Source organism: Burkholderia sp. CCA53 (assembly GCF_001685525.1).
Lineage (GTDB): Bacteria > Pseudomonadota > Gammaproteobacteria > Burkholderiales > Burkholderiaceae > Burkholderia > Burkholderia multivorans.
The window spans coordinates 450,243-475,449 of the sequence record NZ_BDDJ01000001.1; the positions used below are offsets into that span (position 1 = coordinate 450,243).

The window sequence follows — 25,207 nt, forward strand, 5'->3', positions numbered from 1 at the left end:
GCCCGTTTTTTGAGCAAGGAAGCCTCCGCATGGACGGTATGAAATCCGGCGTCGACACACTGTTCCTGTTGATCGGCGCCGTCATGGTGCTCGCGATGCACGCGGGCTTCGCGTTTCTCGAACTCGGCACGGTGCGCAAGAAGAATCAGGTGAACGCGCTCGTGAAGATCCTCGTCGACTTCTCGGTCTCGACGCTCGCGTATTTCTTTATCGGCTACACGATCGCGTACGGCGTCGAATTCTTCGACGACATCGGGACGCTGTCGCAGCACAGCGGCTACGCGCTCGTACGGTTCTTCTTTCTGCTGACCTTCGCGGCCGCGATTCCCGCGATCGTCTCCGGCGGCATCGCCGAGCGCGCGAAATTCAATCCGCAGCTCGTCGCGACGCTGATCATCGTCGGCTTCATCTATCCGTTCTTCGAAGGCATCGCGTGGAACGAGCGCTACGGCGTGCAGGCCTGGCTCGCGCACGCGTTCGGTGCACCGTTCCACGATTTCGCGGGCTCGGTCGTCGTGCACGCATTCGGCGGCTGGGTCGCGCTGCCGGCCGTGCTGCTGCTCGGCGCGCGCCACGGCCGCTACGCGAAGGACGGCCGCATCGCCGCGCATCCGCCGTCGAACATTCCGTTTCTCGCGCTCGGCGCGTGGGTGCTCGCGGTCGGCTGGTTCGGCTTCAACGTGATGAGCGCCCAAACGCTCGACAAGATCAGCGGCCTCGTCGCCGTGAACTCGCTGATGGCGATGGTCGGCGGCACGCTCGCCGCGTGGCTCGCGGGACGCAACGATCCGGGCTTCACGTACAACGGTCCGCTCGCCGGCCTCGTCGCGGTCTGCGCGGGATCGGACGTGATGCATCCGATCGGTGCGCTCGTGACCGGCGCGGCCGCCGGCGCGCTGTTCGTCGCGATGTTCACGTGCGTGCAGAACAAGTGGCGCATCGACGACGTGCTCGGCGTATGGCCGCTGCACGGGATGTGCGGCGCGCTCGGCGGCATCGCGGCCGGCATCTTCGGGCTGCCGGCGCTCGGCGGCCTCGGCGGCGTCGCGTTCATGTCGCAGCTGATCGGCACGCTCGGCGGCATCGCGATCGCCAGTGTCGGCGGTGCGCTCGTCTACGGCGCGCTGAAGGCGACCGTCGGCCTGCGGCTCGATCGCGAAGCGGAGTTCGACGGCGCGGATCTGTCGATCCATCGGATCACGGCGACGCCGGAACGCGACTGACGCCACGCGCGCCGCACGCGTTCGCAACGGTGCGCCGGCGCACGCTCGATACACATTACGTTTTCAATTCAAAAAACTTTCATCGAGCGTCCCTACACTTCCGTCCAGTTTTCAACCTGCCTTCGCGAAGCTTGCCGCCCGGCCGGCTTCGCGAAGGCCATTCTTTCCACACCTGAAACTGGACTCGACATGCCCGCGTTGCCCAATGCTTCCCGTCGCCATGCCCTGAAGATCCTTGCCGGCGCTCCGATGCTGCCGCTCTCCGGCCTCGCGCTGCCGGCGCTGTTGACGGGTTGCGGCGGCGACGACGATCAGCCCGCCACGACGCCCACGGCGGCCGCCTACGCGGCGGCGACGTTCTCGTCGATGGCCGCCCCGACGCTCGACAACGCGGCGGCGATGGCCACGACGACGGTCGGCTCGACGCTGTCGGTGTCGTTCTCGGACGGCTCGTCGCGCAACTTCAAGCTCGCCTACCGGCCGTTCTTCGTGACCGGCGACATGGTGCCGGACGGCAAGGGCGGCACGATTCTCGCGGGCGGCTACTACGACATCAACAATCAGCCGATCATCGACCGCTCGGTGCCCGGCAAGGAACGCCAGTTCTATTCGGACTGCCCGGACGGCAGCTCGCTGCTCACGCTGAAGAATGCGAACGTGCCCGGCGTGAAGGGCAACACGGTGTTCGCGGTCGTGCAGTTCGAATACACGACGCGCGATCAGGCGAGCGTGTCGCAGTACGGCCAGCTGCCGTCGCCGATCGCGGTGCTGACGCTCGATCAGGATCCGGCAACCGGCGCGCTGAAGCTCGTCAAGTACCACAACGTCGACACGTCGAGCGCGCACGGCCTCTGGATCACGTGCGGCGCGAGCCTGTCGCCGTGGGGCACGCATCTGTCGAGCGAGGAATACGAGCCGGACGCGACGAAGGCCGCGACCGACGCGCAGTTCAAGGCGTTCAGCAAGAACACGTTCGGCGACGAGACGAAGGCGAATCCCTACCACTACGGCCATCTGCCCGAAATCACCGTGAATCCGGACGGCACCGGCACCGTGAAGAAGCACTATTGTCTTGGCCGCATTTCGCACGAGCTGATCCAGGTGATGCCCGACCAGCGTACCGTGATGATGGGCGACGACGCGACCAACGGCGGCCTGTTCATGTTCGTCGCCGACAAGGCGGCCGACCTGTCGGCCGGCACGCTCTACGTCGCGAAGTGGACGCAGACGTCGTCCGCCGGCGCAGGCAGCGCGACGCTCACGTGGATCCGGATCGGCCATGCGACGAGCAGCGAGATCGAATCGCTCGCGAACACGCTGAAGGCGTCGGACATCATGGATCTCGCGACGACCGATCCGAACGACGCGAGCTACACGAAGATCCACTTCGGCGGCAAGTTCAACTGGATCCGCATCAAGCCCGGGATGGAAAAGGCGGCCGCGTTCCTCGAAACGCACCGCTACGCGGCGCTGATCGGCGGCAGCATGGCGTTCACGAAGCTCGAAGGCACGACCGTGAACGCGAAGGACAAGATCGTCTACACGGCGATGTCGCGGATCGAGACGTCGATGGTCAAGGGCTACGCGGTGTCGCGCGACGTCGCGCTCGACGCGAAGATCGCCGCGGGCGCCGTCTATGCGCTGAACCTGAAGGCCGGGCAGCGCGATACGTCGGGCACCGCGATCGACAGCGAGTGGGTGCCGGTCGACATGGCCGCGCCGGCGGCACTGGTCGGCGAGGATCTCGCGACGGCGGACGCACTCGGCAACCTCGCGAACCCGGACAAGATCGCGAACCCGGACAACCTGAAGTTCTCGGAAAAGCTGCGCACGCTCTTCATCGGCGAGGACTCGGGGATGCACGTGAACAACTTCCTGTGGGCCTACCACGTCGATACCAAGACGCTCTCGCGCGTGCTGTCGTGCCCGGCCGGTGCCGAATCCACGGGCCTGCATGCCGTCGACGAAATCAACGGCTGGACCTACATCATGAGCAACTTCCAGCACGCGGGCGACTGGGAATCGCCGCTGCACGACAAGGTCAAGCCCGTGCTCGATCCGCTCGTGCGCGCGAACTACAAGGACCGCTTCGGCGCGAGCGTCGGCTATCTGACGGCCGAGCAGACCAGCATCCAGCTCGCGAAGGGCTGAGCCCCGCCCCGCGGCGCGCGGGACGCGCCGCCTTCCCGATCACGTTTCATTCGTCGGCGCTCCACGCCGGTTCATGCGCGATGCCCTTGCGGGCGTCGCGCTTTTTTTTGCGCGCGCCGGACGCGCCGCGCCGAGCATGCGCGGGCGCGCCGGCCGGGCCCGCGCGCCGGACGCGCGATAATACGGCGCCGACGCGCCGGCGCACAGGCAAAAAAAAAGCGCCACGGAGACCGTGGCGCTAAAAAAGTTCTAGCCATTCCGAGGGCCGTGCTAGAACCTGAGAGACTGCACGAAACACCGTTGCCGGTTAAACTCCTGAAACGATGTTTCGAAAACGTGAGACATTCTTTCCGTTTCCGCGGAACAAGTCAAGCGGTATTTGCACCGTCTCATGCACTTTTCAGCGGCGCCGATGTGAGGGTTTTCCTAATAAACCAAGGGTCAACCCGTAAAGTTTCATCGTATGAACGGTTCATTCGGCGAACATGCATCTTTTGACAATCATCTGACAATATTAAGTAAACTGAAATAGAGTTTCGGAAATAGAGAGAACGCCTCGTGTCGACATCTGTCATCCCTCCCGCTCCCCGAGAACGCGAATCGTCGCCGGACGAAATCACCGCGCTCGCGCGCGGCCTTGCGGTGCTGCGCCGCATCGCGGCCGCCGACGCGCCCGTCAGCAACCGCGAATTGACCGAGCTGACCGGCATTCCGAAGCCCACCGTGTCGCGCATCACCGCGACGCTCGTCAGCGCCGGCTTCCTGTTCCAGCTGCCGGACAGCGAGCGCTTCGTGCTAACCGCGTCGGTGCTCGAGCTGAGCCATGGTTTCCTGCGCAACTTCGACATTCGCGCGCGCTCGCGGCCGTTCATGATCGAGCTTGCCGAGCGCACGTCGCTGTCCGTGCACCTCGCGGTGCGCGACCGGCTCGACATGGTCGCGATCGACGTGATCCGCCCGCGCTCGGCGGTGCTCGTCACGCGGCTCGAGATCGGCTCGCGGATGGACATCGCGCGCACGGCGGTCGGCCGCGCGTATCTCGCCGCGCTCGAGGACGACGAGCGGCGTGCGCTGCTCGACGCGCTGCGCGCGACGGCCGGCGACGACTGGCCGCACGTGTTCGCGCGGCTCAATCCGGCGCTCGACGACGCGATGCGCGACGGCCACGCGATCGCGATCGGCGAATGGCGCGAAGGGCTCAACGCGGTCGCGGCCGGTTTCGTCGGGCCGTCCGGCCAGCGCTATTCGGTGAACTGCGGCGGCGCATCGCACCAGTGCCCGCCGGAATGGTTGCGCGAACACGTGGTGCCGGCGCTGCAGGAATGCATCGCCAAGATCACGCGCGAGATCGGCGGCGCACCGGCGCGGCGCGTCGCCGCGTAAGCGTGCCGTCATCGTTTCGTCGTCTTCTGTAACGACCGTAACCCGTTGAAAGATAGAGCACTGGACTGTAACGGGGACGGGACGTAGCATCATGCCCAATCGTCGCACCGGTCGTCGGTGCGCGCCGCTCTTTCCCGCGCGGGCGGGACGCGCCCGGGCCGAGCCGGCCGCCTCCGATACGCCCGCATGCCGCCCTCGCAGTGCGTTCCCCGGCACGCCCGCGCCGTCTTCCTGACAGAACACGATGGACAACCAACAAAAGCCCACGCCCCCTTCGAACGATCCCGCTCCCGCTGCCGCACGACGTTCGCGCCGCAGGCTGACCGCCGCGGCGCTGGCCGTCGTCGTCATCGGCGGCCTGCTGTGGTGGCATCCGTGGAACCGCACGCCGGCCGGCAAACCGGCCGCGAGCGGCGCGGCTAGCAGCGCAGGCGGCGGCCACCGCGGCCGCGGCGGGCCCGCTGCGATGGCGAACGTGCCGCAGCCCGTGCAGGTCGCGGCCGCGACGCGCGGCGAGATGCCGGTCGTGCTGAGCGCGCTCGGCACCGTGACGCCGCTCGCGAACGTGACGGTCAAGACGCAGTTGTCCGGCTACCTGCAGTCGGTCGCGTTCAAGGAAGGCCAGATCGTCAAGAAAGGCGACCTGCTCGCGCAGATCGACCCGCGCCCGTACCAGGTCGCGCTCGAGAACGCCGAAGGCACGCTCGCACGCGATCAGGCGCTGCTCGCGACCGCGCGCCTCGACCTGAAGCGCTACCGCACGCTGCTGTCGCAGGATTCGATCGCATCGCAGACGGTCGACACGCAGGCATCGCTGGTCAAGCAGTACGAAGGCACCGTGAAAACCGATCAGGCCGCGGTCGATTCGGCGAAGCTGAACCTCACGTACGCGCGCATCGTGGCGCCGGTGTCGGGCCGCGTCGGCCTGCGCCAGGTCGATCCGGGCAACTACGTGACGCCCGGCGACACGAACGGAATCGTCGTGATCACGCAGCTGCAGCCGATGAGCGTGATCTTCACGACCTCGGAAGACAACCTGCCGCAGATCCTGAAGCAGGTCAACGCGGGCCAGAAGCTGTCGGTCACCGCGTACAACCGCAACAACACGATTCCGCTCGAGACCGGCTCGCTGGAAACGCTCGACAACCAGATCGACACGAGCACCGGCACCGTGAAGCTGCGCGCGACGTTCGATAACAAGGAAGGCCTGCTGTTTCCGAATCAGTTCGTCAACACGCGGCTGCTCGTCGACGTGATCCGCGACGCGACGATCGTGCCGACCTCGGCCGTGCTGACGGGCTCGATCGGCCAGTTCGTCTACATCGTGAAACCGGACAACACGGTCACGGTGCGCAAGGTCAAGGTCGGTCCGGTCGACGGCGAGCGCACGAGCATCGTCGATGGCGTCGCGGTCGGCGAGCGCGTGGTCACCGACGGCTCCGACCGTCTGCGCGAAGGCGCGAAGATCTCGATTCCGGCCGACCAGCCGAAAGGCGCGTCGGGCGCGCACGGCGCCAGCGCGGCTTCGGCTGCGTCGGCGGCATCGGGCGCGGCCGGCCGTCACGGCGGGCGCCGGCACGGTGCGTCGCAGGCAGCGGCCCAATAACGCACGGGCCGCTCGATGAATCCGTCCCGCATCTTCATTCTCCGGCCGGTCGGCACCGCCCTTCTGATGGCGGCGATCATGCTGGCCGGCCTCGTCGCGCTGCGCTTCCTGCCGCTCGCCGCGCTGCCGGAAGTCGACTATCCGACGATCCAGGTCCAGACCTTCTATCCGGGCGCGAGCCCGGAAGTGATGACGTCGTCGGTCACCGCGCCGCTCGAGCGCCAGTTCGGGCAGATGCCGTCGCTGAACCAGATGTCGTCGCAAAGCTCGGCCGGCGCGTCGGTCATCACGCTGCAGTTCTCGCTCGACCTGCCGCTCGACATCGCCGAGCAGGAAGTGCAGGCCGCGATCAACGCGGCCGGCAACCTGCTGCCGTCCGACCTCCCTGCCCCGCCGATCTACGCGAAGGTCAACCCGGCCGATGCGCCGGTGCTGACGCTCGCGGTCACGTCGAAGACGCTGCCGCTCACGCAGGTGCAGGACCTGACCGACACGCGCCTCGCGATGAAGATCTCGCAGATCGCGGGCGTCGGCCTCGTGAGCCTGTCGGGCGGCAACCGCCCCGCCGTGCGGATCCAGGCGAACCCGACCGCGCTCGCGCAATACGGGATGAACCTCGACGATCTACGCACGACGATCTCGAACCTGAACGTGAACACGCCGAAGGGCAACTTCGACGGCCCGACGCGCGCCTACACGATCAACGCCAACGACCAGCTGACGAGCGCCGATCAGTACAACAGCGCGGTCGTCGCATACAAGAACGGCCGCCCGGTGATGCTGACCGACGTCGCGAAGGTCGTGGCCGGCTCGGAGAACACGAAGCTCGGCGCGTGGGTCAATTCGGAGCCCGCGATCATCCTGAACGTGCAGCGCCAGCCGGGCGCGAACGTGATCGCGACCGTCGACGCGATCAAGGCGCAGTTGCCGAAGCTGCAGGAAACGCTGCCGGCCGCGCTCGACGTGCAGATCGTCACCGACCGCACGACGATGATCCGCGCGGCCGTGCGCGACGTGCAGTTCGAACTGATGCTGTCGGTCGTGCTCGTCGTGCTGGTGATGTACCTGTTCCTCGCGAACATCTACGCGACGATCATCCCGAGCCTGTCGGTGCCGCTGTCGCTGATCGGCACGCTCGCGGTGATGTATCTCGCGGGCTTCTCGCTGAACAACCTGTCGCTGATGGCGCTGACGATCGCGACCGGCTTCGTCGTCGACGACGCGATCGTGATGATCGAGAACATCGCACGCTACGTGGAGGAAGGCGATTCGGGCCTCGAGGCCGCGCTGAAGGGTTCGAAGCAGATCGGCTTCACGATCATCTCGCTGACGGTGTCGCTGATCGCCGTGCTGATCCCGCTGCTGTTCATGGGCGACGTGGTCGGGCGCCTGTTCCATGAATTCGCGATCACGCTCGCGGTGACGATCGTGATCTCGGCGATCGTGTCGCTGACGCTCGTGCCGATGATGTGCGCGAAGCTGCTGCGTCACTCGCCGCCGCCCGAAAGCCATCGTTTCGAGGCGCGCGTGCACCGCACGATCGACTGGGTGATCGCACGCTATGCGGTCGCCCTCGAATGGGTGCTGAACCGGCAGCGCGCGACGCTCGTCGTCGCGCTGCTCACGCTCGCGCTGACCGCGCTGCTGTACGTGTTCGTGCCGAAGGGCTTCTTCCCCGCGCAGGACACGGGCGTGATCCAGGCGATCACGCAGGCGCCGCAGTCGGTATCGTACGGCGCGATGGCCGAGCGGCAGCAGACGCTCGCGACCGAGATCCTGAAGGACCCGAACGTCGACAGCCTCACGTCGTTCATCGGCGTCGACGGCTCGAACATCACGCTGAACAGCGGCCGGATGCTGATCAACCTGAAGCCGCGCGACGAACGTTCGGAGACGGCCGCGCAGATCATCCGCGACCTGCAGCAGCGCGTCGCGAACGTGACGGGCATTTCGCTGTTCATGCAGTCCGTGCAGGACTTGACGATCGATTCGACGGTGAGCCCGACGCAGTATCAGTTCATGCTGACGAGCCCGAACGCGGACGAGTTCGCGACCTGGGTGCCGAAGCTCGTCACGCGGCTGCAGCAGGAGCCGTCGCTCGCGGACGTCGCGACCGACCTGCAGAGCAACGGCCAGTCGGTCTATATCGAGATCGACCGCGCGAGCGCCGCGCGCTTCGGCGTCACGCCCGCGACGGTCGACAACGCGCTGTACGACGCGTTCGGCCAGCGCATCGTCTCGACGATCTTCACGCAGTCGAACCAGTACCGCGTGATTCTCGAGTCGGAGCCGAAGGACCAGCACTACGTGCAATCGCTGAACGACATCTATCTGCCGTCGGCAGGCGGCGGCCAGGTGCCGCTGTCGTCGATCGCGACCTTCCACGAGCGGCCGTCGCCGCTGCTCGTGTCGCATCTGTCGCAGTTCCCGTCGACGACGATCTCGTTCAACCTCGCGCCGGGCGCGTCGCTCGGCGAAGCCGTCAAGGCGATCCAGGCCGCCGAAAAGGAGATCGGCCTGCCCGGCTCGTTCCAGACGCGCTTCCAGGGCGCGGCGCTCGCGTTCCAGGCGTCGCTGTCGAACCAGCTGTTCCTGATCCTCGCGGCCGTGGTCACGATGTACATCGTGCTCGGCGTGCTGTACGAGAGCTACATCCACCCGATCACGATCCTGTCGACGCTGCCGTCGGCCGGCGTCGGCGCGCTGCTCGCGCTGATGATCACGGGCCACGATCTCGACATCATCGGCATCATCGGCATCGTGCTGCTGATCGGCATCGTGAAGAAGAACGCGATCATGATGATCGACTTCGCGCTCGAGGCCGAACGCGTCGAAGGCAAGCCGCCGCGCGAAGCGATCTATCAGGCGTGCCTGCTGCGTTTCCGGCCGATCCTGATGACGACGCTCGCCGCGCTGCTCGGCGCGGTGCCGCTGATCGTCGGCTCCGGTGCCGGCTCCGAGCTGCGTCAGCCGCTCGGGATCGCGATCGCGGGCGGCCTGATCGTGTCGCAGGTGCTCACGCTGTTCACGACGCCGGTCATCTATCTCGGCTTCGACGCGCTCGCGCGCCGCACGCGCGGCTGGTTCGAACGCCACGGCCCGGCGGCCGGCACGCGCACGGATGCGTAAGCCATGAACCTGTCGCGCCCTTTCATCACGCGTCCCGTCGCGACCACGCTGCTCGCGCTCGGCGTCGCGCTCGCGGGGCTGTTCGCGTTCGTCAAGCTGCCGGTGTCGCCGCTGCCGCAGGTCGACTTCCCGACGATCTCCGTGCAGGCGTCGCTGCCGGGCGCGAGCCCCGAGACCGTCGCGACCAGCGTGACGAGCCCGCTCGAGCGGCATCTCGGATCGATCGCCGACGTCACCGAAATGACGTCGACCAGCACCGTCGGCAACGCGCGGATCATCCTGCAGTTCGGGCTGAACCGCGACATCGACGGCGCCGCGCGCGACGTGCAGGCCGCGATCAACGCGGCACGCGCCGACCTGCCCGCCGCGCTGAAAAGCAACCCGACCTACCGGAAGGTGAACCCGGCCGACTCGCCGATCATGATCGTGTCGCTGACGTCGGACACCGCGTCGCCGGCGCGCTTGTACGACGCGGCGTCGACGGTGCTGCAGCAGTCGCTGTCGCAGATCGACGGGATCGGCCAGGTCACCGTCAGCGGCTCCGCGAATCCGGCCGTGCGCGTCGAGCTCGAGCCGCAGGCGCTGTTCCACTACGGCATCGGGCTCGAAGACGTGCGCGCGGCGCTCGCGTCCGCGAACGCGAACAGCCCGAAAGGCGCGATCGAGTTCGGGCCGCAGCACTACCAGCTCTACACGAACGATCAGGCATCGCAGGCGTCGCAGTATCGCGATCTCGTCGTCGCGTACCGCAACGGCGCGGGCGTGCGGCTGTCCGATCTGTCGGAGGTCGTCGACTCGGTCGAGGATCTGCGCAACCTCGGGCTGTCGAACGGCAAGCGCGCGGTGCTCGTGATCCTGTACCGGTCGCCGGGCGCGAACATCATCGACACGATCGATCGCGTGCGCGCCGCGCTGCCGCAGCTGACCGCGTCGCTGCCGGCCGACATCACGGTGACGCCCGTGCTCGACCGCTCGACGACCATCCGCGCCTCGCTGAAGGACACCGAGCACACGCTGCTGATCGCGGTGAGCCTCGTCGTGATGGTCGTGTTCCTGTTCCTGCGCAACTGGCGCGCGACGCTGATTCCCAGCGTCGCGGTGCCGATCTCGATCGTCGGCACGTTCGGTGCGATGTACCTGCTCGGCTTCTCGATCGACAACCTGTCGCTGATGGCGCTGATCGTCGCGACCGGCTTCGTCGTCGACGACGCGATCGTCGTGCTCGAGAACATCGCGCGCCACATCGAGAACGGCAAGCCGCGGCTGCAGGCTGCGTTCGACGGCGCGCGCGAGGTCGGCTTCACGGTGCTGTCGATGAGCATCTCGCTCGTCGCCGTGTTCCTGCCGATCCTGCTGATGGGCGGCATCGTCGGGCGCCTGTTCCGCGAATTCGCGCTGACGCTGTCGCTCGCGATCGCGGTGTCGCTCGCGGTCTCGCTGACCGTCACGCCGATGATGTGCGCGCGCCTGCTGCCGGAGCGGCACGACGCGCGCGAAGAAGGCCGCTTCGCGCGCTTTCTCGAACGCTGCTTCGCGCGGATGCAGCGCGGCTACGAGCGCTCGCTGTCGTGGGCGCTGAGCCGGCCGCTGCTGATCCTGCTGATCCTGTTCGCGACGATCGGGCTGAACGTCTATCTATACGTGATCGTGCCGAAAGGCTTCTTCCCGCAGCAGGACACGGGCCTGATGATCGGCGGAATCCGCGCGGACCAGGCGACCTCGTTCCAGGCGATGAAGCAGAAGTTCACCGAGATGATGCGCATCGTGCAGAGCAACCCGAACGTGAAGAGCGCGGCAGGCTTCACGGGCGGCACGCAGACCAACTCGGGCTTCATGTTCGTCACGCTGAAGGACCGCAGCGAGCGCAAGGTATCGGCCGATCAGGTGATCCAGCAGCTGCGCGGACCGCTGTCGCGCGTCGCGGGTGCGAGCACGTTCCTGCAGGCCGCGCAGGACATCCGCGTCGGCGGCCGGCAGAGCAATGCGCAATACCAGTTCACGCTGCTCGGCGATTCGAGCGCGGAGCTGTACAAGTGGGGGCCGATTTTGACCGAGGCGCTGCAGAAGCGTCCCGAGCTGACCGACGTGAATTCGGACCAGCAGCAAGGCGGCCTCGAGGCGATGGTGACGATCGACCGCGCCACCGCCGCGCGCCTGGGCATCAAGCCCGCGCAGATCGACAACACGCTGTACGACGCGTTCGGCCAGCGGCAGGTCTCGACGATCTACAACCCGCTGAACCAGTACCACGTCGTGATGGAAGTCGCGCCGAAATACTGGCAGAGCCCCGAGATGCTGAAGCAGGTGTGGATCAGCACGTCGGGCGGCAGCGCGAGCGGCTCGCAGACGACCAACGCGGCAGCCGGCACGTTCGTCGCGACGGCGGCCGGCACGTCGAGCGCCGGCACGGCCGCCACGAGCGCCGCCGCGATCGCGTCCGATTCCGCGCGCAACCAGGCGCTGAACTCGATCGCGTCGAGCGGCAAGTCGAGCGCGTCGGCAGGCGCCGCGGTGTCGACGTCGAAGTCGACGATGATTCCGCTGTCGGCGATCGCGACCTTCGGGCCAAGCACGACGCCGCTGTCGGTCAACCATCAGGGGCTGTTCGTCGCGACGACGATCTCGTTCAACCTGCCGCCCGGCGTGTCGCTGTCGCAGGCCACGCAGGTCATCTACCAGACGATGGCGCAGATCGGCGTGCCGCCGACGATCGTCGGCAGCTTCCAGGGCACCGCGCAGGCGTTCCAGCAGTCGATGAACGATCAGCCGATCCTGATCCTCGCCGCGCTGCTCGCCGTCTACATCGTGCTCGGGATCCTGTACGAGAGCTACATCCATCCGATCACGATCCTGTCGACGCTGCCGTCGGCCGGCGTCGGCGCCCTGCTCGCGCTGCTGCTGTTCAAGACCGAGTTCAGCATCATCGCGCTGATCGGCGTGATCCTGCTGATCGGCATCGTGAAGAAGAACGCGATCATGATGGTCGACTTCGCAATCGATCAGACGCGCAACCACGGCAAGTCGTCGTTCGACGCGATCCGCGAGGCGTGCCTGCTGCGTTTCCGGCCGATCATGATGACGACGATGGCCGCGCTGCTCGGCGCGCTGCCGCTCGCGTTCGGCAGCGCGGACGGCGCGGAGCTGCGCGCGCCGCTCGGGATCGCGATCGCCGGCGGCCTGATCATGTCGCAGGTGCTGACGCTCTATACGACGCCGGTCGTCTATCTGTACATGGATCGCCTGCGCGTATGGGGCGAGAAGCGGCGCAACCGCCGCGGGAATTCGGGCGGGCCGGCGGTAGCGGGCGAATAAGCCTGCACGGCGCATCGGCGGGTAGCGCCTGCGCGAGCACGACGGCTTCCGCGACGACGTCGCGGCCGAGCAGCTGCGCGGCCAGCCCGCTGCGCGCACATGGCCCGTCGAGCACCGGCTGCGCCGGCGCGACCGGCGGTTGCGCGCCGAGATACGCGGCCGCGATCCGCGCGCTCGCCGGCCCCGGACGATAGCGGCCATACGCGTCGACGACGAGAAAGCCCTGACGAACCAGCGTTTTCAGCAGTCGCGCGACCGAGTTGCGCGGCGTGCCGCTCGCGCCGCCGTGCGCGCCCGCTTCGACCATCGCGCGCGTGCCGCTTGCACCGCGGCCGCGATCGGCTATCGTCTGTGCATGGCCCTCGCCGGGAATCCGTCATGAACGTCCAGTTGAATCACACCATCGTCTGGTGCCGCGACGCGCACGCGTCGAGCCGCTTTCTTACCGAACTGCTGGACCTGCCGCCGCCGACGCCGTTCGGCCCGATGCTCGTCGTCGCGCTCGACAACGGCGTGTCGCTCGATTTCTATCAGCAGCCGGGCGAGATCGCGTCGCAGCACTACGCGTTTCTCGTCGACGAAGCGGACTTCGATCGCGTCTACGCCCGCATCCGCGAGCGCGCGCTGCCGCACTGGGCCGATCCTGCGAAGCGGCAGCCGGGCGAGATCTACCGCCACAACGGCGGGCGCGGCGTGTATTTCGACGATCCGGACGGTCACTTTCTCGAAGTGATGACGCAGCCCTATGCGCTGAACGGCTGACGAAACGAATCGGCCGGCATGGCGCCGGCCGAGATGACTGCGGACGCGCGGCCGCCCGGTATCGGACCGGGCCGCCTGCGCACGGCCGCCGTTACTCGGCGGCGGGCGTCGTCTTGCGCGGACGGCGCGCACGCGTGGCCGTCTTGCGGGCCGCCTTCTTCGGCTTCGCTTCGGCGGCGGCCGTTTCGCCGGCCGGTTCGCCCGCCGGCATCGCGTCGGGCGACGGCTGCGCGGCCGCATCCGAAGCCGCAAATGCGTCGGCCGCCGGCGCCGCGTGCTGCGGCGCGGCGTGCCGTGCGTCGCCCTGCTCCGGCTCGCGAGGCGCGGCTTCGGCATGGCGCTCGTCCGCGGGCTCGTCGCCGCGCTGCGCTGCAGCGTCCCGCTTCGCCGCGGACCGGCCGGCGCTCGCCGCATCGGCGCTCTTCTTTGCGCCGGCCTTCTTCGCCGCGCTCTTGCGTGCGCGCTTGCGGCCGTCCTTCGCGTCGCCGTGCGTCGCGCCCGCGTGCGCCGTTTCGTTCGATTCCACCGCGTCCGCCGGTGCGAGCGCCGCTTCGCTCGCGACGACGTCGACCGCGCCGGCTCCGTCCGTGTCGACGGCCATGCCGTCCGCCGCCGGCTCACCGTGCGCGCCGCGACGGCGCGACGCGTGTTCGAGCGGCGCGGCTTCCGCGTGACGCGCGCCATGCCCCGCGTGCGCGCTGCCCGTATCGCGCGCGGCGGCCGGCTCGGCCGCAGCCGACTGACGCGGCCGCGACACGAACGCGCCCGACTTGTCGTCGCGGCCAACCTCGAGCAGCCCGCGCGCCTGCGCTTCGTCGAGCAGGTTGCCGAACGCGCGGAAGCCGTAGTACGACTCGTTGAAATCGGGCTTGCGGCGCTTGATCGCGCTCTTGAGCACGGACGCCCAGATCTTGCCGACGTCGTCGCGCTCGGACGCAAGCGCCTCGAACGTCTCGACCGCGAGCGCGATCGCCTCGGCCTTGCGCGCCTCCATCTCCGGCTTGCGCGACGGCTCGTCCGCACGCTTCGCGCCGCCGTTGCCCGCACGCTGCTGTTCGCGCTTGGCGAGCGCGCGCTGCTGTTCGCGCACGAGATCGTCGTAGAAGATGAACTCATCGCAGTTCGCGACCAGCAGGTCGGACGTCGACTTCTTCACGCCGACGCCGATCACCTTCTTCGCGTTCTCGCGCAGTTTCGACACGAGCGGCGAAAAATCCGAGTCGCCGCTGACGATCACGAACGTATCGACATGCGATTTCGTGTAGCAGAGGTCGAGCGCGTCGACGACGAGCCGGATGTCGGCCGAATTCTTGCCCGACTGGCGCACGTGCGGAATCTCGATCAGCTCGAAGCTCGCCTCGTGCATCGCCGCCTTGAAGCCCTTGTAGCGATCCCAGTCGCAATAGGCCTTCTTCACGACGATGCTGCCCTTCAGCAGCAGCTTTTCGAGCACGGGCTTGATGTCGAATTTCTCGTACTTCGCGTCGCGTACGCCGAGCGCGACGTTCTCGAAGTCGCAGAACACGGCCATGCTGACGTTGTCCAGGGGTAATGCCATGTGTACTCCAACCGGTTGGCCGACGCGTTGATTTGCGTAGCGGCAGGAAATGCGTGGCGCACATGATAGCCGGTCGGCGGCGCGCCGCCCGCATTCCGCGCGGCAGCCGCACTATGTGCGGCGACACACCGTCGTCGCGCCGCGTCGCCCGGTATGCTCCCGATAGGTGCAACCGCCGGGCCGCCGTGGATGCGCCCCTTTTTGACGCGCCGCCGCCCGGCCAATTCGACATACACTTGAGTATCGGTCGTCCGTCCCTAACTGGAAGGATGACGCATCGAGCAAGGAGCCGTTTCATGACGACGAAGGTACTGCTGATCGGCGCGACCGGCCGCACGGGCCGCGCCTGCGCGGATCTGCTGCTCAAGCAGCCGGAATTCGAGCTCACCGCGCTCGTGCGCCGGCCGGGTTATACGCTGCCGGGCGCGAGGGTCGTCGAGGCCGATCTCACGACCGATTTCTCGTCGGCGTTCCAGGGCATCGCGCACGCGATCTATGCGGCCGGCTCGGCCGAATCCGAAGGCGCCACCGAAGAGCAGCAGATCGATCGCGACGCCGTTGCGCGCGCGGCCGAGTATGCGCTCGCATACAACGTCCAGAAGCTCGTCGTGATCAGCTCGCTGACCGCGTACTGGCCCGAGCGCAGCCCCGACGCGCTGCGCCACTACTCGCAGATGAAGCGCGAAGGCGACGAGCGCGTGATCGCGTCCGGCGTCGACTACGTGATCCTGCGTCCGGGCCCGCTGTCGGACGGCCCGGGCGTCGGCAAGATCGCGCTGACCGAGGAGCGCGTCGAGCCCGCGCCGCCCGTGTCGCGGCAGGACGTTGCATGGGCCGCGATCGAGGCGATCAAGCTTGGCATTTCGCGAAAGGTTATCGGCTTCGTCGGCGGCAGCGTGCCGATCGAACAGGCGCTGCGCGCGTAACCGCTGGAGCGCCGGCGGCGCAGTACCCGCGCCGCCGGCACCGCAGCACGATGCGGCCCGCTCGCGCGGGCCGTTCTCTTTGGCCGGCCCGTCAGCGTTTCGGATGCGCGTCGGCCCACGCCTTCACGGCGGCGAGCGTGTTCTCGACGTGCTTGTCGGGCGACAGGCTCGTGTATTCGTACAGGACCTTCCCTTCCGGCGAAATCACGTACGACACGCGGTTCGCGCGATCGAGCGCGGGCAGCTTCGCGTCGTATTCGCGGATGATCTTCGCGTCCGGATCGGCCGCGACCGGGAACTTGCTGCGGCACTCGCTGACCGAAAACTTCGTCAGCGTATCGATGTTGTCGGCCGACACGCCGATCACCGTCGCGCCATACGCCTTGTAGCGGTCGACCGCCTCCGCGAACGCATGCGCCTCGATCGTGCAGCCCTTCGTAAACGCGGCCGGGTAGAAATACAGCACGACCGGCCCCTGCTTCAGCGCATCGGCGAGCGAGTACGTGTAAGTCTTGCCGCCCAGCGATGCGGGCGCCGTAAAATCGGGCGCCGCGTCGCCCGGCTTCAGCTGCGCCTGCGCGATCGGCGCAAGACCGGCCACCAGCGCCGCCGCAACGGCGCCCAGCAATAGTTTTCGCTTCATCTGCGTCCTCATTTCTTATAAAGTCAGCCTCGTTGCAGCATGCGCCCGCGTTCGCTTGCCGAACCCGGCGCCCGCCCGGCCCGCGCAGCGCGCCGGCCGGTCCGTTAAAGATTCCTCGCAGTCTGCCGTTATTCCTCCCGGACAACCGGTTCCAGCCCTTCACGTCAGCGAGAAACATGGAAGCCAACAGGAAACAGACGCCGCGCAAGGGCCCCTGGCGCAGCGCATTGCATACGCTGCGCCGCTTCGCCTGGTCGGGCGGCGCGCTGATGCCTGCGCGCGCCGGCGCACCGCGTCGCGACGATACCGTGCGCAACTGGCTGGAACAGACGGTCGGCACGGTCGATTTCCTCGCCCACGTCGATCGCGAGCTGCGCTTCCTCTACGTGTCGGAAGCGAGCCTGCGCTTCATCGGCTATCACCGCGACTATCTGCACACGCTGACGCTGCGCGACCTGATCGCCGAACAGGATACCGCGGCGCTTGAAGACCTGCTTGCACGCGCCGCGCGCTCGGGGCAGGTCGAGAAGGCGACGATGAGCATCGTGAAGTCGCTGACCTACCCGCTCGACGTCGAGCTGCGCGCCGTGAAGAGCCGCCACCACGGCGTCGAAGGCTTCGCGATCGCCGCGTTCGACATCTCGTCGTGGCGCGCGCTCGAGGCGCGGCTCACGTACGAAATGCATCACGATCCGATGACGGGGCTCGACAACCTGTCGGCGCTCGTCCCCGCGCTGATCCGCGCGCAGCAGACGGCCGACGACGAAGGCACGTGCGCGGCGCTGCTGCTGCTCGATCTCGACGATTATCAGCGGATCAACCGCGCGCTCGGCTACGACGCGGGCGACGCGCTGCTGCGCGAGACCGCCCGGCGGCTGCGTACGCTCGTCGCGCCCGACGAATTGCTCGCGCGCGTCGCGAGCGACAAGTTCGCGGTCGTGCTCGCCGCGCCGGACCGCACGCGCGCGTGCGACGCGGCGGACGCGCTCGCGCGGCGGCTGCAGGCCGCGGTGCGCGAGCCGTACACGTACCACGGGCAACCGGTGCATCTTTCAGCAAGCATCGGCATCGCGCTGTATCCGGACGAGCGCGCGGCGCCGCATCGCGCGCAGCACCACAGTCCGCTGCTGCGCCGCGCCGATCACGCGCTCGCGCAGGCGAAGGCGTCGGGCGGCAATGCGCTCGCGTTCCATGCGCCGGTCGACGATCCGGCCGACGCCGAACGGCTGAAGCTCGAAGCCGATCTCTACGACGGCGTGCGCAACGGCGAATTCTCGCTGCATTTCCAGCCGATCACGCGCAGCCAGTCCGGTGCGGTGGTCGGCGTCGAGGCGCTGATCCGCTGGCGCCACCCCGTTCACGGGCTCGTGCCGCCGGCGACGTTCATTCCGCTCGCCGAATCGATCGGGCTCATCAACTATCTCGGCAACTGGGTGCTGAAGGCCGCCTGCATGCAGCTCGTCGCGTGGGATCGGCAGGGGCTCGCGCTGCAGTACGTCGCGGTCAACGTGTCGCCGCAGCAGTTTCGCGATCCGCGCTTCACGCAAAGCGTGCGCGATGCGATCGCGCTGACCGGCATCGATCCGCGGCGCATCGTGCTCGAGATCACCGAAAGCCTGCTGATGCACGATCCCGCGCATGCCAAGGGGCTGCTCGAGGAGCTGACCGAGCTCGGCATCCGCTTCGCGATCGACGATTTCGGCACCGGCTATTCGAGTCTCGCGTATCTGCAGCGCTTCCCGCTCGCGAAGCTGAAGATCGACCGCAGCTTCGTCGAGAACCTGCTGACCTCGCGCAACGATCGCGCGATCGTGTCGGCCGTCGTCGGGCTCGCGCAGACGCTCGAGCTCGAACTCGTCGCCGAAGGCGTCGAGACCGAAGCGCAGCGCGCCCTGCTGACCGAAATGGGCTGCAACCACATCCAGGGCTGGCTCGTCTGTCAGGCGCTGCCGTCCGAGGAGCTCGCGCGCCGCTTCGCGGCGCAGCAGCTGCACCTGCACGCGGCGGCCTGACGGGCCGGACGGATGCGTATGTCAATTACCGAACGCCTGGCCCCGACCGCGCTGCTCGACAAGCTGTGGGCGCGGATGAACGAACGCGGCGACTTCCCGCTGCTGTCGGAGTCGCTGCGCACGACGATGGCCGCGATGAAGAACGACGATCTCGACTTCACGGCGCTCGTGCGCGTCGTGCTGTCGGATTTCGCACTGACGCAGAAGGTGCTGCGGCTCGCGAACTCCGCGATGTACATGGCGTTCGGCGGCAACATCACGACCGTCACGCGCGCGCTGATGGTGCTCGGGATGGACGCGGTCGGCCATCTCGTCGTCGGGCTGAAGCTCGTCGATCACTTCCATCAGAGCACGCCGCGCCGCATCGACGCGAAGCTCGAACTGAACCGCGCGCTGCTGTCCGGCTGCGTCGCGCGCAAGCTGACCGAACACGTCGAGCTGCGCGCGGGCGAGGAAGCGGTCGTCTGCACGCTGATGCGCCAGGTCGGCAAGCTGCTCGTGGTCTGCTATCTCGATCAGGAATGGGACCGCATTCGTCGGCGGGCGGCCGAGCTGCACGGCGACGAAACGGCCGCGTGCATCGACGTGCTCGGTGTCGGCTTCGACGAGATCGGACTCGAGGCCGCCGCCCGCTGGCGCCTGCCCGACATGATCTGCGCGGGCATGGCGAACGACGATTGCGCGGGCGACGACGAATCGCGCGACGACGATCGCGACGCCGACGACACGGCCCTCGCCGGCAGCGACGCGGACGACGGGCATGCGCAATGGCTGCGCGCGGTGAGCCGCTGCTCGACCGACGTCGCGAGCGCGCTCGCGATGCCGGAAGGCCCGCAGCGCGACGCGCGCATCGGCACGCTCGCGCAGCACTATGCGCCGATCCTCGACATGCCGTCCGGCGCGCTCGTCGAGATCGCCGAGCAGCTCGCGCACGAGGAAGCGAGCGACACCGTGATGCGCGAGATCGTCGAGCTGCGCGCGAATGCGGATGCGATCGCGCGCGCGCAGGCAGAGCCCGAGGCGTGTCTCGAAGCGGGCCTCGCCGATCTGCGCGCGCTGCCGTCCGAGCACGTGCTGACGCCGGTGCTCGCGCTCGCGTCCGAAAGCCTGCTCGCGGGCCTCGCGTTCACGCGCACCGTCATGTTCGTGCGGCACGACGACGGCACGTTTGCCGCGCGTCTCGGCTTCGGTCCGGACGTCGATGCGGTGCTCGACCGGCTGCGCTTCGACGAACGCTTCGAGCCCGACGTGTTCCATCTCGCGATCACGAATTCGGTCGGCATCTTCATCGAGCACGCGCAGGAGCCGAAGATGCTGCGCCGGCTGCCCGCGTGGTATCTCGACGCATTCGACGACACGCACTCGTTCGTGCTGCTGCCGGTGCGCGCCGGCGGCTCGACGGTCGCGCTGCTGTACGGCGACTGGGCCGGCGCGCAGCCCGCGCGCAAGATCACGCAGCAGGAGATGAGCGTGCTCAACGAGCTTGCGCGCGAACTGAGCCGGTTCTTCCCCGCGTAGCGGCCGCCCAAAAGCAAACCGGCCGCATCGTGCGGCCGGCTGGCGAAAAGCGACGGAATCGAAACGCGCTTACTTGAGCGTGACGGGCACGCTGAAGTACTTCTTCGCGAGCGAGTCGATCGTGCCGTCGGCCTTCAGTTCCTTCAGCGCCTGATCGAGCGCGGTCTTCAGCGCCGCGTCGTTCTTGCGCAGGCCGAAGCCGACGCCCGAGCCGAGAATCTCGGCATCGCTGACGGTGCCGCCCGCGAACGCGAAGCCCTGGCCTTGCGGCTTCGACAGGAAGCCCTTCGCGCCCGCTTCCGAATCCTGGAACGTCGCGTCGAGACGGCCCGACTTCAGGTCGGCGTAGGCGAGATCCTGCGTCTGGTACGGCACGACTTCGACACCGGCCGGCGCCCACTTCTTCTTCGCGTACGCTTCCTGGATCGTGCCCTGCAGCACGCCGACGCGCTTGCCCTTCAGCGATTGCGGCGTCGGCTGCAGGCCGCTGCCCTGCTTCGCGATCAGCTGGTTCGGGATCGTGTAGATCGGATCGGTGAAGGCGATCGCGTGCTTGCGCTGATCGGTGATCGTCATGTCCGAGTTGATCGCGTCGAACTTGCGCGCCTGCAGCGCGGGGATCAGGCCGTCGAAGTCGTTCTCGACCCACACGCACTTCGCCTTCAGCTTCGCGCACACCGCGTTGCCGATGTCGATGTCGAAGCCGGTCAGCTTGCCGTCGGGCGTCTTGTATTCGAACGGCGCATACGAGGCTTCGACGCCGAACCGGATCTCCTTCAGATCCGCCGCAACCGCGCTGCCTGCCGCTACCGCCGATGCCGCCACTACCGCCTGCGCGGCCACTTTACGCCAATCCAACTTCATCAGGTGTTCTCCTCGATACTCGAATGTTCCGGAACTACGGGCGCATGCATCATTGCAGGGCCGGATGACGACGGCAACCGCGACGACGCGCCGTGATGCGGCGCAACAGCCGCAAGGCCGCGATTGTACCAATCCGCGCGGCCCGCACCGCAAAGCGGCCGTGCTGCATCGCGCGCGCGGCGCCCCCATGCACGCGCACGAAAGCCGCAAGACGATGTCGCAAACAGGCAAGCTCGCGGTGCCGGCGCGGCGCCGGCCGGCCCGTCAGACGAGCGCGGCCAGCGTGTCGCGCGTCGTATCGACGACGAGCAGCCCCGCGCGCAGGCCGGGCTTCACCGACGGATTCGGAAACACGATGCGCTCCTCGTCGTGCCGCACCGTGTAGCGGTAATCGCCGTCCTGCGCGAGCACCGTGCCGCGCGCGAACGCGGTGAAGTTCGCGACGTCGGGTGCGACGAACAGCTCGAGCGCGTCGCTCTGTTTCGTGATCTGGTCGATCACTGTGAACACGCGCGGCAGCGGCGCGTCGGCGTCGCGCGGCGCGCCCGACACGAGCCGGCGCACCGCGCGGTCGGCCGGCGCGAAGCGCGCGAGATCGTTCTGCCCGAACGGGCGCACCTTGCCGAGTTCGAGCGTGCACGCCAGTGCGCCGCAGTGTTCGGCCGTGAAGTGCGAATACGTATTGCCCTTCGCGGTATGCAGCAGCACGGCCGCGATGCGCGCGTCGCCGAGCCATTCGACCATCGCGCGCGACGGCGGCGTGCCCGTATGCGGCAGCAGTGCGAACTGCTCGAAGACCGAGGCGCGGATCGCCGTATGCATGTCGATGTGCCAGCGTGCGCCATGCGGGGACGAGCCGGCGAAGAACGTGCGCGCGGCCGCCTCGAGCTGCGCGGCGCGCGGCGCCTCCCGGCTCGCCGGCAACTGTGCATGCCGGCCGCTGAACAGCCGGTTCAGGTCGTCGTCGAGATAGCGCTCGCCCGCGCGCATCGCCGGTACGTTGCCGAGCACGACGAGCAGCCGGCACGCGAGCGGCAGCGCGCCCGTGCCGACGTCGCGCACGAGCATCGACAACAGCTCGATCGGCGCGGTCTCGTCGCCATGCACGCCGGCCGACACGAGCACGCTCGCGCGCGCCGCGTCGCTCGCCGCCGGTTCGAACGCGAGCAGCCCGTCGCCGGGCCAGTGCCAGCGCACCGCGCCTCCCGCGCACGTGCCGTCGTGCGCGGCCGGCACGCGGCCGGCGAGCGTTGCCGCGAGGAAGTCGCCGAGCAGCGTGTCGGCGGCGATGCGGGCCTCAGCGCTGGAAGTCATACAGCGACCCGACGCGCAGGATCTGCGTGAGCTCGTCGAGCGCCGTGCGCGACTCGACGAGCAGCGCCGGATCGGCGAGATCGTCCGGCGCGAGGCGATCGCGGTAGTGCTTCTCGATCCACGCGTCGAGCGCCGTGAACAGCGTGTCGTCGATCCATACGTTCGACGTGACGGCCGCACGTTCCGCGTCGGTCAGCACGACGCGCAGACGCAGGCACGCGGGACCGCCGCCGTTCTTCATGCTTTCGCGCAGGTCGAACACCAGGACGTCGCGGATCGGGCCGTTGCCGGCCGCCAGCTGGTCGAGATAGGCGGCGACGTTCGCGTTCTCGCGGCATTCCTGCGGCACGACGAGCACCTGCGAGCCGTCCGCGCGCGACAGCAGCTGGCTGTTGAACAGATACGACGTGACCGCGTCGTTGACGCTCACGGCCGCATCGGGCACCTCGATCACGTTCAGGCGTGCGCCGCGCGCGTCGAGCGCGGCCGTCAGCGTGTCGTAGATCGCCTGCTTGTTGACGAACGCGCGCTCGTGCGTGAACAGCGTGTCGCGGTTGCCGACCGAGATCACGTCGTTGTGGAACACGCCCGCATCGATCACGTCCGGATCCTGCTGCGCATAGACGGTCGCCTCTTCGGCAAGCCCGTGACGCTGCGCGACCGCGCGGCTCGCCTCGAACGTCTGGCGCGCCGGGTAGCGCTTCGGCTCCGGCCCGCGGCGGTATTCGGAGCGGCCGTACACGAAGAACTCGACGCCCGGCTTGCCGTATTCCGCGCAAAAGCGCGTGTGGTTCGCCGCGCCTTCGTCGCCGAGCGCGGGTGTGCCGGTCAGCGCATCGTGCACGGCGAAGTGCGCGCGATCGGCGAACAGCGTCGACAGCGTACGGCGCGTCGCTTCGTGCTCGATCGCGCGATGCAGCTTGCTGCACAGGTTCGCCGGCGTGAAGTGCACGCGGCCGTCTGCGGTGTCGGCCGACGGGCTGACGGTGGCCGCGTTCGCGGTCCACATCGCCGAGGCCGAGCTCGCGGCGGCGAGCAGCTCCGGCGCCTGCTTCGCGGCTTTCGCGATCACGTCGGCGTCCTTGCCGGAGAAACCGAGCTCGCGCAGCAGGCGCAGCGACGGCCGCTCCTGCGGCGGCAGCACGCCCTGTGCAAAGCCGAGATCGGCGAGCTGCTTCATCTTGCGCAGCCCCTGCTTCGCGGCCGCCTTCGGATTCGCGACGGACTTCTCGTTGTTCAGCGACGCCACGTTGCCGAACGACAGCCCGGCGTAGTTGTGGGTCGGGCCGACGAGTCCGTCGAAATTGGCTTCTTGTGCGTTCATCGTCGTTCCCTCGATCAGAAGTGCAGGCCCGGCGACAGGCTCGCGGGCAGAGTCAGTTGCGCGCTTTCCACCGACGCCATCGGATACGCGCAGTAGTCGGCCGCGTAGTACGCGCTCGGACGGTGGTTGCCGGAGCGCCCCGTGCCGCCGAACGGCGCGGCCGACGATGCGCCGTTGGTCGGCCGGTTCCAGTTGACGATCCCCGCACGAATCGTGCGGCGGAAGTGCTCCCAGGCGCGCGCGTCGTCGGCGAGCAGGCCGGCCGACAGCCCGAACGCGGTGTCGTTCGCGCGTGCGATCGCTTCGTCGAAATCCGCATAGCGGACGATCTGCGCGAGCGGGCCGAAGTGCTCTTCGTCGGGCAGGTTCGCGACGTTCGTCACGTCGAGGATCGCCGCGTTGACGAAGCCGAGCCGCGGATCGCGCTGCTTCATCGCGATGATCGGCTGCGCGCCCTGCTCGATCAGCCGCGACTGTGCGTCGACGAGCTTCGCGGCCGCGCGTGCCGAGATCACCGCGCCCATGAACGGCTGCGGATCGGCGTCGAACACGTCGGCCGTGATCTTCGACGTGACGTCGACGAAGCGCGCGAGGAAGCGGTCGCCGAACGCGCCCCGCGGCACGAAGATGCGGCGCGCGCACGTGCAGCGCTGGCCCGCCGACAGGAACGCCGACTGGATCGTATGATGCACGGCCGCGTCGATGTCCTCGACTTCGCCGATCACGAGCGGGTTGTTGCCGCCCATCTCGAGCGCGAGCACGATCTCCGGACGGCCGCCGAACTGCTTGTGCAGCAGCGTGCCGGTGTCCGAGCTGCCGGTGAAGAACAGCCCGTCGATCTGCCGGTGATTCGCGAGCGCGATGCCCGTGTCCTTCTCGCCCTGCACGAGATTCAGCACGCCGGCCGGCAGGCCCGCGTCCTTCCAGACCTCGACGGTTGCCTGCGCGACGCCCGGCGCGAGCTCGGACGGCTTGAACACGACCGTGTTGCCCGCGATCAGCGCGGGCACGATATGGCCGTTCGGCAAGTGGCCGGGGAAGTTGTACGGGCCGAACACCGCAACGACGCCGTGCGGACGATGACGCAGCACGGCAACGCCGTCGGCCATGTCCTGGCGCTTCTCGCCCGTGCGTTCCTGATAGGCCTGGATCGAGATACCGACCTTCGCGGCCATCGCCGCGACTTCGGTGCGCGCTTCCCAGAGCGGCTTGCCGGTCTCGCGGCCGATCGCGGCGGCGAGCGCTTCCTTGCGCTCGTTGAGCAGCGCCGCGAAGCGTTTCGCGATCGCGCAGCGCGATTCGAAATCGAGCGCCGACCACTCGGCGAACGCGCGGCGCGCGCTCATGACCGCGCGATCGACGTCCGCGGCGGACGCGCTCGCGCCCTGCCACGCGATCTCGTCGGTGCCCGGATTGCGCGAAGCGAACGCGGGGCCCGAGCCGGCGACCCAGGCGCCGTCGATGAAGAGTTCCGTCATGATT

16 protein-coding genes and 1 pseudogene are annotated in these 25,207 nt (G+C 68.1%); 10 read left to right on the top strand and 7 right to left on the bottom strand.

What is annotated here, in order from left to right; all coding sequences use genetic code 11:
* Positions 1 to 29: 29 nt before the first annotated feature.
* The 6 genes from BCR55_RS02045 to BCR55_RS02070 all read left to right on the top strand — a co-directional run bounded on the left by BCR55_RS02045 (position 30) and on the right by BCR55_RS02070 (position 12,804).
* A complete protein-coding gene (locus tag BCR55_RS02045) occupies positions 30 to 1,223 on the top strand; it encodes an ammonium transporter (protein ID WP_006407538.1) in 1,194 nt (397 codons plus the stop codon).
* Between the two features lie 189 nt (positions 1,224 to 1,412).
* Positions 1,413 to 3,374, top strand: coding sequence for a PhoX family phosphatase (locus tag BCR55_RS02050; protein WP_065494103.1), 1,962 nt, complete (start codon positions 1,413 to 1,415; stop codon positions 3,372 to 3,374).
* A 558-nt stretch (positions 3,375 to 3,932) separates the two neighbouring features.
* A complete protein-coding gene (locus BCR55_RS02055; RefSeq protein ID WP_006407541.1) occupies positions 3,933 to 4,757 on the top strand; it encodes an IclR family transcriptional regulator in 825 nt (274 codons plus the stop codon).
* A 244-nt stretch (positions 4,758 to 5,001) separates the two neighbouring features.
* Positions 5,002 to 6,363 (top strand): MdtA/MuxA family multidrug efflux RND transporter periplasmic adaptor subunit, encoded by a 1,362-nt coding sequence (locus BCR55_RS02060; RefSeq protein WP_053297470.1) that lies wholly within the window; start codon positions 5,002 to 5,004, stop codon positions 6,361 to 6,363.
* Positions 6,364 to 6,378: 15 nt separating this feature from the next.
* On the top strand, positions 6,379 to 9,492 hold the full coding sequence (locus tag BCR55_RS02065; protein ID WP_006401193.1) for an MdtB/MuxB family multidrug efflux RND transporter permease subunit: 3,114 nt from the start codon (positions 6,379 to 6,381) through the stop codon (positions 9,490 to 9,492).
* A gap of 3 nt (positions 9,493 to 9,495) precedes the next feature.
* The gene (locus tag BCR55_RS02070; RefSeq protein WP_053297471.1) at positions 9,496 to 12,804 is read left to right on the top strand and encodes an efflux RND transporter permease subunit; all 3,309 of its coding nucleotides are present in this window, start codon (positions 9,496 to 9,498) and stop codon (positions 12,802 to 12,804) included.
* A 214-nt stretch (positions 12,805 to 13,018) separates the two neighbouring features.
* Here BCR55_RS02070 and BCR55_RS33855 read toward each other — a convergent pair.
* Positions 13,019 to 13,111 (bottom strand): annotated as a pseudogene (locus tag BCR55_RS33855) (helix-turn-helix domain-containing protein); the annotation flags it as partial.
* A gap of 71 nt (positions 13,112 to 13,182) precedes the next feature.
* On the opposite strand from BCR55_RS33855, the gene BCR55_RS02075 reads away from it, so the two are divergent.
* Positions 13,183 to 13,566 carry a VOC family protein gene (locus BCR55_RS02075; protein ID WP_006401195.1) on the top strand — a complete coding sequence of 128 codons (384 nt, stop codon included), beginning with the start codon at positions 13,183 to 13,185 and terminating at the stop codon, positions 13,564 to 13,566.
* Between the two features lie 91 nt (positions 13,567 to 13,657).
* Here BCR55_RS02075 and BCR55_RS02080 read toward each other — a convergent pair whose 3' ends face one another.
* Entirely contained in the window at positions 13,658 to 15,124 is a 1,467-nt protein-coding gene (locus BCR55_RS02080) for an NYN domain-containing protein (RefSeq protein ID WP_059937943.1), read from the bottom strand.
* Between the two features lie 296 nt (positions 15,125 to 15,420).
* On the opposite strand from BCR55_RS02080, the gene BCR55_RS02085 reads away from it, so the two are divergent.
* Positions 15,421 to 16,050 (top strand): SDR family oxidoreductase, encoded by a 630-nt coding sequence (locus BCR55_RS02085; protein WP_006407546.1) that lies wholly within the window; start codon positions 15,421 to 15,423, stop codon positions 16,048 to 16,050.
* Between the two features lie 91 nt (positions 16,051 to 16,141).
* Here BCR55_RS02085 and BCR55_RS02090 read toward each other — a convergent pair whose 3' ends face one another.
* A complete protein-coding gene (locus tag BCR55_RS02090; RefSeq protein WP_006407547.1) occupies positions 16,142 to 16,693 on the bottom strand; it encodes a peroxiredoxin in 552 nt (183 codons plus the stop codon).
* A gap of 269 nt (positions 16,694 to 16,962) precedes the next feature.
* Here BCR55_RS02090 and cdpA point away from each other — a divergent pair, with 269 nt between their 5' ends.
* Both cdpA and BCR55_RS02100 read left to right on the top strand, forming a co-directional pair.
* On the top strand, positions 16,963 to 18,705 hold the full coding sequence (cdpA, locus tag BCR55_RS02095; protein WP_193788453.1) for a cyclic di-GMP phosphodiesterase CdpA: 1,743 nt from the start codon (positions 16,963 to 16,965) through the stop codon (positions 18,703 to 18,705).
* An 18-nt stretch (positions 18,706 to 18,723) separates the two neighbouring features.
* A complete protein-coding gene (locus BCR55_RS02100; RefSeq protein WP_059937940.1) occupies positions 18,724 to 20,223 on the top strand; it encodes an HDOD domain-containing protein in 1,500 nt (499 codons plus the stop codon).
* Positions 20,224 to 20,292: 69 nt separating this feature from the next.
* On the opposite strand, the gene BCR55_RS02105 is transcribed toward BCR55_RS02100, so the two are convergent.
* From BCR55_RS02105 to astD, 4 genes are all read right to left on the bottom strand, one after another.
* Positions 20,293 to 21,087 carry an ABC transporter substrate-binding protein gene (locus BCR55_RS02105; RefSeq protein ID WP_006412196.1) on the bottom strand — a complete coding sequence of 265 codons (795 nt, stop codon included), beginning with the start codon at positions 21,085 to 21,087 and terminating at the stop codon, positions 20,293 to 20,295.
* A 264-nt stretch (positions 21,088 to 21,351) separates the two neighbouring features.
* Positions 21,352 to 22,401: a succinylglutamate desuccinylase gene (astE, locus tag BCR55_RS02110; protein ID WP_065494104.1), complete on the bottom strand. Its 1,050-nt coding sequence runs from the start codon at positions 22,399 to 22,401 to the stop codon at positions 21,352 to 21,354.
* The gene (gene astB, locus BCR55_RS02115) at positions 22,385 to 23,725 is read right to left on the bottom strand and encodes an N-succinylarginine dihydrolase (protein WP_059937931.1); all 1,341 of its coding nucleotides are present in this window, start codon (positions 23,723 to 23,725) and stop codon (positions 22,385 to 22,387) included. The genes astE and astB overlap by 17 nt, the downstream gene beginning before the upstream one ends.
* 14 nt (positions 23,726 to 23,739) lie before the next feature.
* Positions 23,740 to 25,203: a succinylglutamate-semialdehyde dehydrogenase gene (gene astD, locus BCR55_RS02120; RefSeq protein WP_006401205.1), complete on the bottom strand. Its 1,464-nt coding sequence runs from the start codon at positions 25,201 to 25,203 to the stop codon at positions 23,740 to 23,742.
* Positions 25,204 to 25,207 lie beyond the last annotated feature (4 nt).